The following is a 16,581-nucleotide window of genomic DNA, read 5'->3' as shown; positions in this document are numbered from 1 at the left end:
CAGGGCGTCAATCTCTGCGCGACACCACCTGACGGAACCATGAAACGGAGAAGAACCGGATGATCTCGATCAAGTCGGCCGGCACCCGGCTGCTCGCCACCCTGGCCGCCGGCGCGGCCGCTGGTGCCACCCTGCTTGTTCCCTCGGCCGCGCACGCGTCCCCCACGGCTGTCAGCACGCAGGCCGCGGCCGTCTCCGACGTACTCCGCCCCGGTCAGTACCTCAAGCCGGGCCAGTTCCGCCGCTCCAAGAACGGCCTCTACACGCTGCTCATGCAGACCGACGGCAACGCCGTGCTCTACAAGGGCCGCAGCCCGCTCTGGGCGTCGATGACGAACCGCAAGGCCTCCACGCTGATCATGCAGAAGGACGGCAACCTGGTCGTCGTCTCCGGCCGGACCCCGGTCTGGGCCAGCAACACCGGCGGTAGCACCGGCGCGTTCCTGGCCGTGCAGAACGACTCCAACCTGGTCATCTACAACGTCCGCAACAAGGCGGTCTGGTACCGGCACATGGTGATCGGTACCCTCGGCTCCGGCCGGGTGCTGAAGGTGTACGACATGCTGGTCTCGCCGAACCGCGTCTACCGGCTGCAGATGCAGACCGACGGCAACGCGGTGATCGTGAAGAACGGCAAGACCCCGATCTGGAGCACCAAGACGATCAGCAAGGGCGCGTACGCCGCCATGCAGCAGGACGGCAACTTCGTCGTCTACTCGGCCGCGAAGCGGGCCCTCTGGTCGACCCGGACCGTACGCCACGGCGCGGTCCTGCAGATGCAGAACGACGGCAACCTGGTCGTCGTCTACGGCCGCACCCCCCTCTGGGCCAGCAACACCGGTCGCTGACCGAACCTTTGGCGTCCGGGTCGCGTCGTACACGCGACCCGGGGGCCCGGGTCTCAGAAACCCCTGGGGGAACACACATGATCTCGCTCAAGCCCACCCGCCTGCTCGCGGCCGCTCTAGCCGTCGGCGCTGCTGCTGCGACCGCGCTGGCCGGTGTCCCGGCCGGCGCCACCACTGACTCGGGCCAGGCCGTGCCCTCGACGCTGAAGCCCGGCCAGCGGCTGCTGCCCGGCCAGTCGATCAAGTCGCCGAACGGCGTCTACACGCTCTCCATGGAGAAGTACGGCGACGCCGTGATGAGCAAGCCGGGTAGCTCGGGCTACTGGGGCGCCGGCAAGACCAAGGCCGGCTCCGTGCTCGTCTTCCAGCCCAACGGCAACCTGCAGGTGATCTGGGGCCGCACTGTGGTCTGGGCGAGCGACACCGCGGGCAACACCGGCGCCACGCTCAAGCTGGAGAACACCGGCCGGCTGGTCATCTACAACGCCCGCGGCAAGGCGGCGTGGAACCAGTCGATGGTCATGGTGAGCCTGTACGACGACGACGTACTGCGCACCGACCTGACGCTGTACTCGCACAACCGCCTGTACCGGTTCCAGGTGCAGCGCAACGGCGACGTACAGCTGCTCAAGGGCAGCGCGCTGCTCTGGAACACGAAGACCGGCGACCACGTCGGCGCCTACGTGCTGTGGGACGCCTCCGGAAGCCTGTGCGTGCTGAACGCGGACCGGCAGACCATCTGGTCGAGCAAGACCGCCCGTCCGGGCTCTGTGCTTCAGCTGCGCGACGACGGCAACCTGGTCATCGTCTACGGCCGCAGCGTGGTCTGGCAGACCGGTACGGCGGGTCGCTGACCCCATAGACCGAGCCGCAGCACCCGGGGCGGGGTGCTGCGGCTCGCTTCAGTTCAGGGGCAGCAGGCCGCTCAGGTCGGTTCGCTCGCCACTGGCGCGTAGCTTGCCGCTCACGCGGGCGTCGGCCCAGCTGGTGCGGCCCAGCGCGAGCTCAATCCACAGGTCCGGTGGCATCTCGATCACCGCGCCCGGCGTACCCCGGGTGTGGCGTGGGCCCTCGATGCACTGCACCGCACCGTACGGCGGCACCCGGACCTCGACCGCGTGCCCCGGCGCCTTCGCGACCAGCAGCTTGAGCAGCTCCTTGGTCAGCAGCTTGAGGTCGGCGCGTTCCGCCGTACCGGCGTCGTAGCGCTGCAGGGCTTGGCGAAACGAGGGGTCGTGCATGTTCACGACGTGCCAGCGTACGCGTCAGTTTGCGGTGACGCCCCTTTCGTCGGGGATAATCGGGGCCGAGACGAGGAAGTGAGGTCGGGATGCTCACGCCCAGGCACCAGGCGCTGCTGATGACGCTGGCGGGAATGACCGTCGGCGTGGCCGTGTTCGGCGCGGTGCTCGCCATCAACGGTGGCAACCCCTTGGCAGGTCACGACGACACGCCTGCGGGGATCGTGAACAGCCAACCGACCCCGAGCAGCACGCCCCACGGCGACGGGCTGCAGCCCGGCTCGCTCACGTACGTGACGGCAACCTTCGGCACCGACGACAAGCCGGTGTCCGCCGAGGTCCCGGCGGGCTGGAAGAGCACTCAGGACGGCACCCGGCCGCGGTTCCTGGACCCGACCGGGGTCTGGACGATCCGGTTCGACACGCGCGGCTCGAAGCAGACCCCGGACCAGCTGGTGGACGCGCGGGCGCGCAGCATCGACGAGCGCGACTTCAAGAAGATCAGCACCGACAACGGAACGCTCGTCTACACGTACGTCGACCAGGCCCGCGGACCGCGGATGGGCCTGTCCCGCTGGGTCTCCACCGACGGCGGTCAGACCTCGGCGATCGAGATCACCGTCGGCGGCCGCCCGCAGGACCGCGCCGGCCTGGAAGAAGTCCTCCAGCACGCCACCGACACGCTGAAGCTCCCGGTCGCGGACGGCGACACCCGGCCGAACTAGCTAGCACTTGATGTCGGACGTCGGGGTGTTGCCCTGGACCAGGTAGCTCTCGACGACGTTCTTCACGCACGCGTTGCCCGACAGGTACGCCGTGTGCCCGTCACCGTCCCGGCTGACCAGGAGACCGTTCTCCAGCTGGTGTGCGAGGCTGACCGCCCACTCGTACGGCGTCGCCGGGTCCCGGGTCGTCCCGAGCACCATGATCGGCTTCGAACCGGCCGCGGTGATCTTGTGCGGCTTGCCCTGCGGCTTCACCGGCCAGTTGACGCAGAGCAGCGACGACCACGCCATCGACACCCCGAACCGCGGTGAGGCCGCCTTGTACTCAGGCAGCTTCGCCTCCAGCTGCGCGAGCGAGGTGAAGTCGGGCTTGTCGAGGCAGTTCACCGCGACGTTGGCCTCGTTCGAGTTGTCGGCGTACCCGGTCTGCTGGCGGTCGGCGTACTCGTCGGCCATCGCGAGCAGGCGCTGCCCGTTGCCGGCCAGGCCGTCCGCGACGGCCTCCTCGAGCCGCGGCCAGAAGTCCTTGAGGTAGAGCGGGTAGATGATCCCGGTCATCACCAGGGCCTGCGTGACCTCGCGCTTCCCGTCGCCGCGCAGCGGGTGAGCGTCGCTGTCGTTGAGCAGCTGGTCGACCTTGGCGAGCACGTCCGCCTTGCTACTGCCGAGCTTGCACGACCGCTGCGCACAGTCCTCCGCGAACGCGTCCAGCGCCGTGTCGAAGCCCTTCGCCTGCGCGAGGCCCATCTGCTCGGACGTGATCGAGGGGTCCACGGCGCCGTCCAGGACCATCCGGCCGACGTTCTTCGGGAACTCCTCGGCGTACGTCGCGCCCAGGAAGGTGCCGTACGACATGCCGAGGTAGTAGAGCTGCGGGTCGCCGACGATGCCCCGCAGTACGTCGAGGTCGCGGGCCGCGTCCTTGGTCGACACGTGCGGCAGGATCTTGCCGGAGCGCTGCTCGCAGCCGGCGGTCATGATCTTGGTCTGCTTGTCGAGGTCCGTGATCTCGGCCTGGTCGTCCGGGGTGGAGTCGGTGGCGAGCAGGGTGTCCAGCTGCTCGGTGTCGAGGCACTTGACCGGCGTGGACTCGCCGACGCCGCGCGGGTCCCAGCCGATCACGTCGAACTTGCGCAGCAGCGAGGAGCCGAACAGCCGCGGCGTCTGGGCCGCGAAGTCCTGACCGGACGCGCCCGGGCCGCCCGGGTTGATGAAGAGCGTGCCGAGGCGTCCGCCGCGGTCGCGGGCGAGCACCTTCCGCGCGCGCAGCTCGATCGTGTCGCCGGTGGGCTTGGTGTAGTCCAGCGGCACCAGGATGGTCGCGCACTGCTGGTTGGCGCCGCAGCGTTCCCAGTCCGGCTGCTGCTGATAGAACTTCTCCAGCCCCGCTGGGATCGGCCCGGCCGGTCCGGACGGCGGGTTGGTACCGACTCCAGGCTCCGTACCGCCGTCGCCGGCGTCCTGCGCCCGGCTGGCCACGCCACAGCCGCTGGCCAAGACCGCAAGAGCTGCCCCCAGGACGATCGGCTTGCGGAATCTCACTGCTGGGGGTCTCCCTCGTCGTCGTGGTGCAACCGCCGTCGGCGCCGCGGCTTCCGCTTCCGCGGCTCCTCCGCTGTCTCCTGTACCTCGCCCTGTACGTCCGGCTCGGCGGGTACTCCGGGTGGCTCCACCTGGGACACCGCTGACACCTCGGGCATCACCGGCGGCGCGTCGGAGGTCGTCGTACCGCTTGCTTCGTACTGCTGGCGCGGTGAGCACACGTCTGCTCGGCTGCACGCGCAGCGCCGGCCTGATGCCGCCAGCCGGACCACCACGGTGTCGCTCGGCACGTTGTGCCCGACCACTACTCCATCACCCGCGGGGGTCTCCACCGCGGTCCCGACCTGTGGGGCCTTCGCATTGAACTCCTGGTAGAGCGGGTGCTCGTACTTGAGGCAGCACATCAGCCGCCCGCACGCGCCGGAGATCTTGAGCGGGTTCAGCGGGAGGTCCTGGTCCTTCGCCATCCGCACGCTGACCGGCTCGAAGTCCTTCAGGAACGTCGCACAGCACAGGTCCCGCCCGCACGGCCCGATCCCACCCTGCAACCGCGCCTCGTCCCGCGCTCCCACCTGGCGCAGCTCGATCCGTGCCCGGAGAGCCCTGGCCAGGTCGCGGACGAGCTCGCGGAAGTCGACCCGGTGCGGCGCGGAGAAGTACACGATCACCAGCTGGTCGACATCCGGCCGCCGGTCGACGAAGTCGATCCCGACCACCTTCATCGGCAGCCCGTGCTGCCGGATCGTCCGCTTCGCGATCACCCGCGCGTCGGCCCGCCGCTGCCGGTTCTGCTCGTCCCGCTCGAGGTCCGCGGCCGTGGCGATCCCGTCACACAGCGGCAGCCCGCCGACCTCCTCGGTCACGTACTGCGGCGCCCACACGCACTCCGCCACCTCAGGTCCGTCGTCGGTAGGCACCAGCACCTTGTCCCCCACCCGGGGCCGAAACTCACCCGGATCAAGGTAGTAAAGCCGCCCGTACCGCTCGAACGACACCGCCATCACCATGCCCACGCCGCCAGCCTACTTCCAACCCTCTCCTCGGGTGTGTGCCTACCGGTGGCTGTCCTTGACGGGCTGGTCCAGCTTCTCGTCGTCGGGGCCGTAGGCGGTGCAGGTGGTTTGGTGGTCGCCGCGGGTCCAAGCGGAGCGGGTGGGGATCCACCAGGAGAGGTCCAGCTCGGACTGGTTGCTGGGCTTGCCTACGTAGGTAGCGAACGCAGGGACGCAGGCGTGCTCGGCTGCGGTGTCCATCGCGCCGGCGCCAGGGTACGGGCCGTCGGCGAGGGTGACGATGGCCACCACCTCGCCGTCGTGAGCCTCGGTGCATGGCTGGCGGACAACCTCGTCCTCGGCGGTGCCGTCGTCGAAGCACTCGCCGACCATGAGGTCTTCGGAGAACGTCGGCGGGGTTGAGTATGAGGCAGCTGGCTCCGGTGCGCCGTAGTCGTCGCCCTCGGAGGTGCCGAAGGCGATGACCAGCCCGATCAGCAGGACGTAGCCGAGCGTCACCAGCGAGCCGATGACGAGGCCGGCGATCGCCATCCCGCGACCGCTCTCGCCGGGCCGTTTGCGGAGCTGCGCCAGGGCCGCGATGCCGAGGCCGATCGCTACCGGCGCGGCCAGGCCGAAGAAGATGCCGCCGATGCCGGTGGCCATCGCAGCCACCGCCAGGCTGTTGGTCCCACCGGTGCCCTGGTAGCCGTAGCTGTACGGCGCCGGGGCCTGCCCGTACGCCGCCGGCCACTGCCCCGGACCGTACCCCGGCTGTGCCGGCGGCCCGTACTGCGACGGTCCGTACGGCGGCTGCTGTCCATACCCCTGCTGTTGCTGCCCATACGGCGCCGGCTGTCCGTACGGCGCCTGCCCGGTCGAGCCAGGAGTCGCCCACGGAGCGGGGCCGTCCTGCTGCCCCGGCTGATGCGCACTCGGGCGGCCGTAGGTGGGGAAGGTTGGCAGGGGTTGCGTGGGGACGGGCTGCGTCGTGGCCTCGGGGTCGTGGACCACGTCCTGCGGGCGGTTCGGATCGTACGGCGGCTGGCTCATGCTTCCCCCAAAGCTGCTTCCCCCACAGGCGCTACCGCTGTGATCCGCGCATCGTACCCGTCAGCCGGTTCCCGGGCATGCCGACCAGGCACAGGACGTTGCCATCAGCAACAGCATGATCCTCCAGGACCACGTAGTACATGTCCAGCTCGGACCGCTCGTACGACTTCCCGATGAAACCGTTGAACGCCGTCGCGCACTCCTGCGTCGCGACCTCCCCGGTCTCCTTCGCCGGCAGCCCGGTCAGCGCCGCGCGCACCTTCGCGTACGCCTCCCCGGTGTGCGGTACGGCGCAGTCCGCGATCCGCACCATCCGCAGCGTGGACGCGTCCAGGTCCGCATCGAAGCAGCGGCCCACCTCGACCTTCGAGATCGAGACGCTGCGGCCGATCCCCTCCCGGTGCTCGCCGACCAGGTTGAGCGTCACCGCGACCCCGGTCGCGATCACCCACCCCAGCGTCACCGCGAGTGCGCCGTACGCGAGCCATCTACCGCGACCACCGCTGCGCTTGATCCGCCGCAGCGCGACCACGGCCAGCACGGCGGCGAACGGCACGAGCCCCGGCAGACTGGTCACGAAGGCAGCGATCGCGTACCGGTCCTGCCGTTGCTGGGCCGGCGACGGGACCCCTTCCAGCCAGGACTCAGCCGATGGCAGCGATGGCCGCGCAGGCTGGATCGGGGAGGGCGGCTGGGTCATGCGGTGTCCGTTCGGCAAATGTCGTACCGGACGGTCTGCTTTGCCCGGACACACGGACATCGGACCCGCCGGTCTCGGTGTTACATCGCGTGCCCAGTAATCGGACGCCGATCTCAGTCGGTGACCGAGCCGTTCACCGGCGTACTTGCCGCGGGATGTGGAACCCGTCGGTGCGCCCCTCGAACAGCGACACCGTCATCGCCTCCAGCGCGAGCAGTGGCGCCACGTTGGCCTCGATCGCCTCCCGGCAGGTGGAGATCGCGTCCAGCCGTCGGATCGTCTGCTCGGGCGTCGTCCGCGCGCCCAACTGCTCGATGTGCCGACGCAACTCGTCGTTGATCAGCTCCGCGCCGGCGCGCGTCTGCACCACCAGAACGTCCCGGTACAGCGCCATCAGATCGACCAGTGACCGGTCGAGCACGTCCCGCTCCCAGCGCTTGGCGCGCGCCTTCTGCTGCTCCTCGAGCTCCTTCAGCGCCGCGTTCGCCTCGCGCGGCTTGGCGCCCTTGGTCCCGACCCCGAGCGCCTGCTCGAGCTCGGCCCGCTCCTTCTCGTCGACCTTCTCTGCGCTCGCCTTGGCCTCGACCTTCGCCGCGTCCAGCAGCTGCTGAGCCGACTTCAGGCACGCACCGAGGTCACGCAGCGCGAACGGTACCTCGAGCACCTTGGTCCGCCGCTCCCGTACTTCGGAGTCCCGCGCCAGCGCCCGCGCCCGTCCGATGTGCCCCTGCGCCGCCCGCGCAGCGAACCACGCCAGCTCCCGGTCGACGTCCAGCTTCGCCGTGAGCATCTCCGCCACCGCCGCCACCGGCGGAGTCCGCAGCACCAGCAGCCGGCAGCGGGACCGGATGGTCGGTACGACGTCCTCCACGGTCGGAGCGCACAGCACCCAGACAGTCCGCGGCGACGGCTCCTCGATGCTCTTCAGCAACGCGTCCGCAGCCTGCTCGGTGAGCCGGTCCGCGTCCTCGACCACCATCACCTGCCACCGTCCCTGCGTAGGGCTCATGGCGGCCCGGCGCACCAGCTCACGGACCTCGCTGACCCGGATGGACAGCAGCTCGGTCCGGATCAACGACACGTCCGGGTGGGCACCGCTGAGCGCCGTACGGCACTCGTTGCACTCTCCACAGCCGTTGTTGTGACACTGCAGCGCCGCAGCGAACGCACGGCCCGCGTTGGACCGCCCAGAGCCAGGCGGACCGGTGATCAGCCACGCGTGGGTCATGCCGGCGACCGCTGCGCCGCGCTCACCCCGCAGTACGGCGGCAGCGCCCTCGACAGCTCGCCGCAGCACGGTGACGGCCGGCTCCTGGCCGACCAGGTCGTCCCAGACGCTCATAGGTCCACTTTCGGAAGCAGGGGCTGGAGGCGGGCCCGGATCTGCCGGGCGATCTCGTCCCTGGTCAGCGACGCGTCGACGATCAGGTAGTGCTGCGGCTCGGCAGCGGCCAGCTCCAGGAACGCGTGCCGGACCCGCTCATGGAAGTCATGTCCCTGGGCCTCGATCCGGTCGCGCTCGGCGAACCGGCCGAGACCGGACCGCGGCGGGAGGTCGAGCAGGACGGTCAGGTTCGGCCGGAGGTCGTCGGTGGCCCAGCGGTTCACCCGCTCGACGTCGGACAGGTCCAGGTCGCGGCCGGAGCCTTGGTAGGCCAGCGCGGAGTCGACGTACCGGTCGGTGATGACAACCGCGCCGGCCTTCAGTGCGGGTTTGATCACGGACTCGACGTGCTCGGCCTTGTCGGCGGCGTAGATCAGCGCCTCGGTGCGGTGCGAGATGTCACCGGTGGCCGGATCGAGCACGATCTGCCGCAGCGTCTTGCCCACCTCGGTGGCGCCTGGTTCGCGGGTGAGCAGGACCTCGTGGCCCTGTTCCTGCAGCCACTCCACGAGCAGCGCCGACTGGGTCGACTTCCCGGCGCCGTCGCCGCCCTCCAACGCGATGAACAGGCCGGTCGTCGGGTACACACCGCGGGTCTTGCCGAAGCTTCGCCGTACGTCGCGCCAGAACGGGACGCCCGGCCGGTCGTCCATCTGCTTCCAGGCGAGCAGGCCGATCACGCCGGCCAGGATCGCGGCCGCGACCATCGTCATCGAGGCGCCGTTGTACGTCGCCGAGTGGTCGCCGATCGTCCAGGTGTGGCGGCCGATCGCACCCGCGACGAACGGCGCGATCGCCAGCGTGATGGCGAGCACCGTCCGGACCGCCGACTGGACGAACGCGAACGTCCGGCCGCGGACCGCGTCCGGGACCTCGAGGCCGAGCAGCGTGTAGCCGGAGACCCACGAGCCGCCGGCGCAAAAGCCGAGCAGGATCGCGATCATCGTGGCGATCTCGATCTGCTGGATCAGCGCGAGCCCGGCCAGCCCGAAGCCGGACCCGACCAGCCCGGCCGCGAACAGCCGGCGCCGGGACAGCCCGGAGAAGATCCGCGGCGCGAACCCCATGCCGAGCGCCAGACCGCCGAAGACCGCGCCGAACAGCACGCCGTACCCCGGATCGCCGGCGCCGAGGTCCTCGACGTACGTCCGGCCGAGGCCGACCACGACCGCGCCGGCCGCGAACGCGCCGGAGATGCCGACCACGAGGCCGCGGACGACCGGCGTGCCGGTGACGTAGGACCAGCCCTCCACCATGGTCCGCCAGAGCGTCGGATGATCCTCGTGGTCGTGGATCGCGCGGCCGATCTCGGCCACCGACACGATCGCGACCGCGGAGATCGCGAAGGTCGCGGCGTTCACGTACACGGCCAGGTCGATGGCGAAGTCGCCTGCCCAGCGGGATACGAGGGTTATCGCGGTAAAGATCGCGGCGGCCGGCAGCGCGGTGCCGTAGGTCGTGATCAGGCTGAGCTGGTTGGCCGCCTCGAGCCGGTGCCGGGGAATCAGGTTCGGCACGCTGGCGTCCTTGGCCGGGCCCCAGATCAGGCTGACGATCTCGATCAGCACGGTCGCGACCAGCAGCCAGGTGAGCGTGCCGACGATCGGGATCGTGACGAAGAACGCGGCCCGGACCAGATCGCCGATGATCATCGTCCAGCGCCGGTCCAGCCGGTCCGCGACCCAGCCGGCCACCGGGCCCATCACGAGCGCGGGCAGGACCCGGAGGAACAGCACGCCGCCGATCGCGAAGTTCGCCAGCTGGTAGTTGTCGCCGGCGAACGACTTCGCCATCGCGGTCAGCGCGAGCAGCCCGATCCAGTCCCCGAGGCTGGACAGCCCGAACCCGATCCACAGCCGCCGGAACGCCCGGATCCGCAACACCGCGCGCACATCGTGCGCCGGTGCAGGATCGGTCAGCGGGTCGAAGGGCTCCGGCACATGGCAAGCCTAGTGTGCGGCATCGACAGCCTTGCGCAGCGCATCCAGGGCGGCCTTCAGGTCCGCCGTCGGCAGGAACCCGAACCCCAGTCGGAACACCCGCGCCTCGTCCCCGAACCAGTCCCCGTCGGCCAGCCGTACCCCCACCGCGGCCGCTTCCCGCCTGAACCGCTCCAGCTCCACCGGCGCCTTGAGCCGGATCACACAAAGTGCCCCGGCATCCGGCCGAACCCACTCGACGAGCGAACTGTTTTCGCTCACCCAGTCCTGGGTCAACGAGAGGTTCTCCTTCAGCCAGAGTCTTCGTACGCCGAGGATGCGGTCCTCCTGCTCGAAGACCCGCAGCGCTAACGCCTCAGTCACAGTAGAAGCAGACACGACAGTGCTGAACTTCGCCGTAGTGAGCTGCTCCACCAACGAGGCATCGGTGCTGATCACCCACCCGATCCGCAGCCCAGCAGCCCCGTGGCACTTGGACAACGACGCCACAGACACCACGCGGGGTCCCAGCACCAGCGCAGTCTCCGCCACCGCCTCCTCGCCGTACGCCGCGGTCCGGTAGGTCTCGTCCACCATCAGATAGGCCTCCGGACAGACCTCCTCCATGGCAGCAACGATCTCCCGCAGCACATCCAGCGGTACTGCGACGCCCGACGGGTTCTGCGGTGTCGCCAGACTCACCAGCCGCGTCTCCGGCGTCAGCTGCGCGCGTACCGCAGAGGCAGTCAGCCGATAGCCCTCGTCGAACGTCAGCGGCACCAGGCGGACCGTAGAACCGACCGTCTCAAAGGCATTGCGCGTTATCGGGAACAGCGGCGACGTTGTCACCACCTCGCGGCCGGCGTCGGCCAGCAGGTAGGCGAGCAGGAAGATCCCGTGCATGCCGCCCACCGTGACCACCACGTCCTCCGGCCGCACCCCGTGCCGATCAGCGATCGCCGTACGCAGCCGCAGGTCTCCGGCCGCGGTGCCGTACCCCAGCTCGAGCCCCTCCAGCTCCGGTGTCAGCAGGTCGGCCAGGTGCAGGTCAGGCCCGTAGCTCTCGCCCAGGTCATGACGCGGCTGCACGGCTGTCAGGGACATGATCTCGTTGCGCGGGAAAGTCGCCATACCAGCCATGGTTCTGAGATTCCGGTGGCGTCCCCAGAGCCAATCCCGCACAATTGGTTCGCAGATGAGGCCAATCGAAGTCGTCGAGCGGTTGGGCCGCTGGTCGTCGGGCCGCGGCCCTCTCTACCTGCTGCTCGCTACCCGGCTCCGGGCCCTGATCGACGACGGGGAGCTGCCCGCTGGGGTCTTGCTGCCACCGGACCGGGCGCTGGCCAACGCTCTGGCGGTCGGACGTACGACGGTGGTCGCTGCGTACGACCTGCTGCGCTCCGAGGGGCGCATCGTCCGTCGGCAGGGCAGTGGCACCCGCGTCGCCGGCGTACCGTCCGGTGGGCCGGTCGAGGACGCTCCGGTCGACCCCATCTTCCTGGACTCGCTCGAGGCGCGGGACGACGACGTACTGCTGGCGATCTGTGCCGCGCCCGGTGATCCGCCGCCTCAGCTGGCCGATGCGTTCGCTCAGCTCGACCTGAGCCGGATCACCAACGACATCGGCTACTACCCGTACGGCTACCCGACGCTGCGGGCCGCGCTGGCGGATCGGTACACGGCACGCGGCGTACCGACTGCGCCGGAGCAGATCCTGGTCACCAACGGCGGTCAGCAGGCCCTGTCGTTGCTGGCGCATGCGCTGGTAAGTCCTGGCGACCAGGTGGTCGTGGAGGCACCGACGTACCCAGGTGCGCTGGAGGTGTTCCGGGAGCAAGGCGCGGTACTGCGTGGTCTGCCCGTCGGGCTGGAGGGGTTCGAGGCGGCGGTGCGGGAGCGGCGGCCGGCGGTGGCGTACGTGATCCCGACGTACCACAACCCGACCGGAGCGGTGCTGTCCTCGCTGGCACGGCAACGGCTGGCGGCGACCGGCGTACCGCTGATCGAGGACGAGGTTCCCGCTGACCTGGGCTTCCCCGGTGAACCTCAGCTCACACCGATTGCGGCGTACGGCGCCAACGTCATCTCGATCGGCTCGCTGAGCAAGAGCATCTGGGGCGGCCTCCGCATCGGGTGGATCCGCGCTGCCACACCCTTGATCAACCGCGTGGCCCGGCTGCGCGCCGTACATGACCTGGGCGGCAACGTGCCTACCCAGCTAGCCGCAGTACACCTCCTGCCGCTCCTGGACGGCCCAGCCCTGCACGAGACGCTCAAGTCCCGCCACGACCACCTACGCTCGCTGCTGTCGGAGGCCCTCCCCACCTGGGAGCTGCCCACCATCGCCGGCGGCCAGTGCCTCTGGGCCCGCCTCCCCCACGGCGACGGCGTCTCCTTCGCCCAAACCGCCCTACGCCACGGCCTGGCCATCCTCCCCGGCACCACCCTCGACATCACCGGCGCCAGCAACCACCACATCCGCCTACACTTCCGAGCCCAACCCCCCGACCTCACCGAAGCAGTCCACCGCCTCACCAAGGCCTGGACCGCCTACACCCCACCACCCAACCGAATACACCCCCGCCCATCCATAGCCATCTGACTGGCTAACGTAGAACACAACGTTCTACACTTGGTTCATGGACAGCATCCCGGTTCGCGAGCTCAACCAGCACACCAGCGCAGTGCTGGCGCGGGTAGCCAACGGCGAGTCCCTCGAGATCACCGTGAGCGGTCGCCCGGCAGCACGGCTGGTGCCGATCGACAACAACACCAGCATCCGGGACGAACTGATTCGCCGCGGACGACTGATCCCCGCCAGCAACCCCGGTCCATTGGCTCTGCCCCCCGGTGAACCGGACCTGTCGATCGACTCCACCGACATCGTCTCGGACCTGCGCGAGGAGCGTCTGTGATCTTCCTCGACTCGGCCGCGATCGTGAAGATGATCCGGCGAGAGGCAGAGAGCGAGGCACTGACGAGCTGGCTTGCGACACAGGCGGACAAGGCGCTTGTGGCGTCGGCTCTCGTGCTCACCGAAGTACCACGCGCACTTCGCCGATCCGATCCTGGACGACTGGCAGCTGTACCCACCGTCCTCGCTCGGCTCGACCGAGTACCGATGGACGACACCGTGCTGGCGACGGCGGCGGCGTACGCCGATCCGATGCTGCGGACGCTTGATGCCATTCATCTGGCGAGTGCTCAGAGCCTGGTCTTGGAAGGTCTGCCGCTGACAGCACTTGTCACCTACGACAAGCGGCTGCTGTCAGCTGCAGCCTCGATCGGGCTTCCCACCGCCGCGCCTGGAGCTGACTGAGCTGTGCCGCCTCGCCGGGAGGGCGAGGTGGCACGGCTCTTCAGTTGGTGAAGCGTAGGCGGAGGGTTGCTGGGCCGGTTTTGAGTTTGTCGCGGTCGGGGATGGCGGGGCCGCAGGCGGCGGTGCCTATGCCGGTTTGGGCTAGGTCGAGGGTTACGTGGGTGGTGCCGCCGGGGGTTAGGTCGGGGGTGTGTTTGGCCGTCTCCAGGGCCTGGGTGGTCCAGTCGCGGACCGTCAGGCCGAAGAGGGTGTCCAGGGCCTCGATGCGGAGGCCGTCCAGCTGGGCCCAGCGGGTGTCGATGCGGTGACCGTTTTCCTGGGGGCGGACGTACGGCGTTTGCAGCTCAGCCACCGTGGCGGAGTACTTGCCGACCGCCGCAGCCGCCCGAGTGTCGACGTACGCCTCCAGCGGACCCGTGCCGAACCACTCCACCTGCTGCACCTTCGGGAGTTCGAAGGTGATGCCCAGGCGCGGGAGGACCTCAGGGAACTGCCCTTCGGGTACGACGCTCAGGTCCAGGACGACCGCGCCGTCGACCGCGGTCCAGCTCCACGTGCTGACCAGGCCCCACTGCAGCGCCGGCGGCGCCGTCCGCGTCACGACCTCCCACGCGCCGTCCCGCTCGCCCTGCGACACGATCCGGTGCTGCACCCGGTGCAGACCCTGCTCGCGCCACCCGTCAGCGATCCCAGGGATCCCGTCGTTGTCGATCGGCGCCCGCCAAACGTCCAGGCGCACGTTCTCCAGACCCGCAACAGCCAGGCCGCCAACGCCGGCAGTACCGACAGCAGGCGAACCAGCCGGCATAGCAACGGCAGGCACCGGCTCGTCCAGCCGGACCTGACCCCAGGCAACGCGATGCCCCGCCGAGGCCCACGGCGTGTCAGCGGCCAGCGAAGCCGTCACGGTCACCCACGTCTCGGGCTGCGAAGCGTCCACCGGCGGCAGCTCGACCGTCGCCGACTCACCCGGCTGCAGCACCGGCACCGTCAGCACACCACTACCGATCCGCTCACCCCCGGCCTCCGCGACCACCGTGAACGTCAGATGGCTGGTGTCCAGCACCTCGTACCGGTTGGTGATCGAAACACCATTGCCATCAGCAACGATCCGGAGCGGCTCGATCACCTTGACGTACTCGTGCATGCCGGGCGACGGAGTCCGGTCCGGGAACAGCAGCCCGTCGCAGACGAAGTTCCCGTCGTGGATCGACTCGCCGAAGTCCCCGCCGTACGCGTAGACCTCGCGCCCGTCGATCGTCGTCCGCAGCCCGTGGTCGATGAACTCCCAGATGAATCCGCCCTGGCAGCGCGGGTACTGCTCGAACACGGCGCGGTAGTCGAGCAGTCCGCCCGGCCCGTTCCCCATCGCGTGCCCGTACTCGCACAGGATGAACGGCAGGTTCCGGTAGAGCGTGGCATCCGCACCGATCTCCGCACACCCCTCCGGCGAGGTGTACATCCGCGAGTAAATGTCGACGAACTCCGCCTCGGTGTCGCGCTCGTAGTGCACCGGCCGCGACGGGTCCAACTCCTTCACGGCGTCGTACATGTGCCGCAGGTTCTCGCCCATCCCGCACTCGTTGCCGAGCGACCAGATCACGATCGACGGGTGGTTCTTGTCGCGGTGCACGGTACGGCGCATCCGGTCGACCAGGTCGTCGCGGAACCGCGGGTCCATCACCGGGTTCGGCAGGTCCGGCAGCTCCGGCTCGTACCCGAACCCGTGCGTCTCCAGGTCGCACTCGTCGATCACGTACAGCCCGTACTCGTCGCACAGCGACAGGAAGTGCGGGTGCGGCGGGTAGTGGCTGGTGCGGACCGCGTTGATCCCGGCCCGCTTCATGATCAGTACGTCGTCCAGCATGTCCTGCTCGGTCAGCGCGCGCCCGCGGTCCGGGTGGAACTCGTGCCGGTTGACGCCGTTGAACAGCACGCGGTTCCCGTTGACGGTGAAGATGCCGTCCACGATCGCGACCGTCCGGAACCCGATCCGCAGCCGGACCTCACCGCCGGACGTCCGCAGTACGGCGTCGTACAGCCGCGGCACCTCGGCGCTCCACGGCTGCACGCCCTCGACGCGAGTGTGTTGACCGGTCGGGAGCTCCAGCCCGAGCTCGGGCACGCTGACGATCCCAGGTACGTCGGACTCCACCAGCAGCGTGCCGGCGCCGTCGAGGTGGTCCCAGGCCGCCTTCACGAACACGTCGGTCGGCGCGTCCGGACGCAGCGCGAGCAGGTTGACCTCGCGGAAGATCCCGGACAGCCACCACATGTCCTGGTCCTCGACGTAGCTGCCGGTCGACCACTGGTGCACCCGGACGACGACCCGCGCTTCCTTGCCCGGAGCAACCAACGACGTGACGTCGAACTCGGACGGCAGCCGCGAGCCCGACGACCACCCCACCTCCGAACCGTTGACGTAGACCGCGAACCGCGAGTCCACCCCCTCGAACCGCAGCACGATCCGCGCGCCGTCCCAGTCCGCCGGCACGGTCACGGTCCGGACGTAGTCACCGGTCGGGTTGTCCGTCGGCACGAACGGCGGCTCGAGCGGGAACGGATAGACGATGTTCGTGTACGCGGGAGCGCCGTACCCCTGCAGCTGCCAGTGCGCCGGTACGGCGATGGTGTCCCAGCCGGACGTGTCCGGGTCCTTCAGGTCGTCGGGCGCATCCGCCATCGTCGGCGACAGCCGGAAGCTCCACTCCCCGCTCAGCGCCACCCGCGCCGCGTCGTCATCCAGCCACGCCCGCGGCGCCAGCACGTTCGCCCCCGACGCAAAGTCCTCGACATAGTCGGTCACAACACCCGACCCTAAGCCACCCCCGCTCACGAATCCACACCGATGAACAGAT

Annotated in this window: 15 protein-coding genes; 6 read left to right on the top strand and 9 right to left on the bottom strand. The window is 69.5% G+C overall.

From position 1 onward, the window contains the following. Positions 1-59 precede the first annotated feature (59 nt). Both AB0E69_RS14460 and AB0E69_RS14455 read left to right on the top strand, forming a co-directional pair. Entirely contained in the window at positions 60-848 is a 789-nt protein-coding gene (locus tag AB0E69_RS14460) for a hypothetical protein (protein ID WP_360144353.1), read from the top strand. Between the two features lie 77 nt (positions 849-925). Next, the gene (locus AB0E69_RS14455; protein WP_360144350.1) at positions 926-1,702 is read left to right on the top strand and encodes a hypothetical protein; all 777 of its coding nucleotides are present in this window, start codon (positions 926-928) and stop codon (positions 1,700-1,702) included. 48 nt (positions 1,703-1,750) lie between these two features. Here AB0E69_RS14455 and AB0E69_RS14450 read toward each other — a convergent pair whose 3' ends face one another. Further along, positions 1,751-2,089: a sterol carrier family protein gene (locus AB0E69_RS14450; RefSeq protein WP_360145940.1), complete on the bottom strand. Its 339-nt coding sequence runs from the start codon at positions 2,087-2,089 to the stop codon at positions 1,751-1,753. A gap of 89 nt (positions 2,090-2,178) precedes the next feature. Here AB0E69_RS14450 and AB0E69_RS14445 point away from each other — a divergent pair, with 89 nt between their 5' ends. Beyond that, the gene (locus AB0E69_RS14445; protein ID WP_360144347.1) at positions 2,179-2,814 is read left to right on the top strand and encodes a hypothetical protein; all 636 of its coding nucleotides are present in this window, start codon (positions 2,179-2,181) and stop codon (positions 2,812-2,814) included. Here AB0E69_RS14445 and AB0E69_RS14440 read toward each other — a convergent pair whose 3' ends face one another. The 7 genes from AB0E69_RS14440 to AB0E69_RS14410 all read right to left on the bottom strand — a co-directional run bounded on the left by AB0E69_RS14440 (position 2,815) and on the right by AB0E69_RS14410 (position 11,535). Beyond that, positions 2,815-4,356, bottom strand: a complete 1,542-nt coding sequence (locus tag AB0E69_RS14440; RefSeq protein WP_360144344.1) for an alpha/beta hydrolase — start codon at positions 4,354-4,356, stop codon at positions 2,815-2,817. Continuing rightward, a complete protein-coding gene (ricT, locus tag AB0E69_RS14435) occupies positions 4,353-5,363 on the bottom strand; it encodes a regulatory iron-sulfur-containing complex subunit RicT (RefSeq protein WP_360145937.1) in 1,011 nt (336 codons plus the stop codon). The genes AB0E69_RS14440 and ricT overlap by 4 nt, the downstream gene beginning before the upstream one ends. Positions 5,364-5,408: 45 nt before the next feature. After that, entirely contained in the window at positions 5,409-6,401 is a 993-nt protein-coding gene (locus AB0E69_RS14430) for a DUF4190 domain-containing protein (protein WP_360144341.1), read from the bottom strand. Positions 6,402-6,432: 31 nt separating this feature from the next. Next, entirely contained in the window at positions 6,433-7,101 is a 669-nt protein-coding gene (locus tag AB0E69_RS14425) for a DUF4190 domain-containing protein (protein ID WP_360144338.1), read from the bottom strand. 133 nt (positions 7,102-7,234) lie between these two features. Then, positions 7,235-8,443 (bottom strand): DNA polymerase III subunit delta', encoded by a 1,209-nt coding sequence (locus AB0E69_RS14420; RefSeq protein WP_360144335.1) that lies wholly within the window; start codon positions 8,441-8,443, stop codon positions 7,235-7,237. After that, the gene (tmk, locus tag AB0E69_RS14415) at positions 8,440-10,425 is read right to left on the bottom strand and encodes a dTMP kinase (protein WP_360144332.1); all 1,986 of its coding nucleotides are present in this window, start codon (positions 10,423-10,425) and stop codon (positions 8,440-8,442) included. The genes AB0E69_RS14420 and tmk overlap by 4 nt, the downstream gene beginning before the upstream one ends. Positions 10,426-10,434: 9 nt before the next feature. Further along, positions 10,435-11,535, bottom strand: coding sequence for a pyridoxal phosphate-dependent aminotransferase (locus AB0E69_RS14410; RefSeq protein WP_360144329.1), 1,101 nt, complete (start codon positions 11,533-11,535; stop codon positions 10,435-10,437). A gap of 64 nt (positions 11,536-11,599) precedes the next feature. On the opposite strand from AB0E69_RS14410, the gene AB0E69_RS14405 reads away from it, so the two are divergent. From AB0E69_RS14405 to AB0E69_RS14395, 3 genes are read left to right on the top strand one after another with little or no spacing between them, the layout of a single operon-like run. Beyond that, on the top strand, positions 11,600-13,006 hold the full coding sequence (locus tag AB0E69_RS14405) for a PLP-dependent aminotransferase family protein (protein ID WP_360144326.1): 1,407 nt from the start codon (positions 11,600-11,602) through the stop codon (positions 13,004-13,006). Between the two features lie 37 nt (positions 13,007-13,043). Further along, a complete protein-coding gene (locus tag AB0E69_RS14400) occupies positions 13,044-13,319 on the top strand; it encodes a type II toxin-antitoxin system prevent-host-death family antitoxin (protein ID WP_360144323.1) in 276 nt (91 codons plus the stop codon). After that, positions 13,316-13,723, top strand: coding sequence for a type II toxin-antitoxin system VapC family toxin (locus AB0E69_RS14395; protein ID WP_360144320.1), 408 nt, complete (start codon positions 13,316-13,318; stop codon positions 13,721-13,723). The genes AB0E69_RS14400 and AB0E69_RS14395 overlap by 4 nt, the downstream gene beginning before the upstream one ends. A 40-nt stretch (positions 13,724-13,763) precedes the next feature. Here the strand turns inward: AB0E69_RS14395 and AB0E69_RS14390 are convergent, their stop codons facing one another. Next, entirely contained in the window at positions 13,764-16,529 is a 2,766-nt protein-coding gene (locus AB0E69_RS14390) for a glycoside hydrolase family 2 TIM barrel-domain containing protein (protein ID WP_360144317.1), read from the bottom strand. Positions 16,530-16,581 lie beyond the last annotated feature (52 nt).

The sequence above is a fragment of the Kribbella sp. NPDC026611 genome, from assembly GCF_040638345.1.
GTDB lineage: Bacteria > Actinomycetota > Actinomycetes > Propionibacteriales > Kribbellaceae > Kribbella.
Note: the sequence above shows the minus strand (reverse complement) of the source record. Positions and strands in the feature narration are given on the sequence as shown.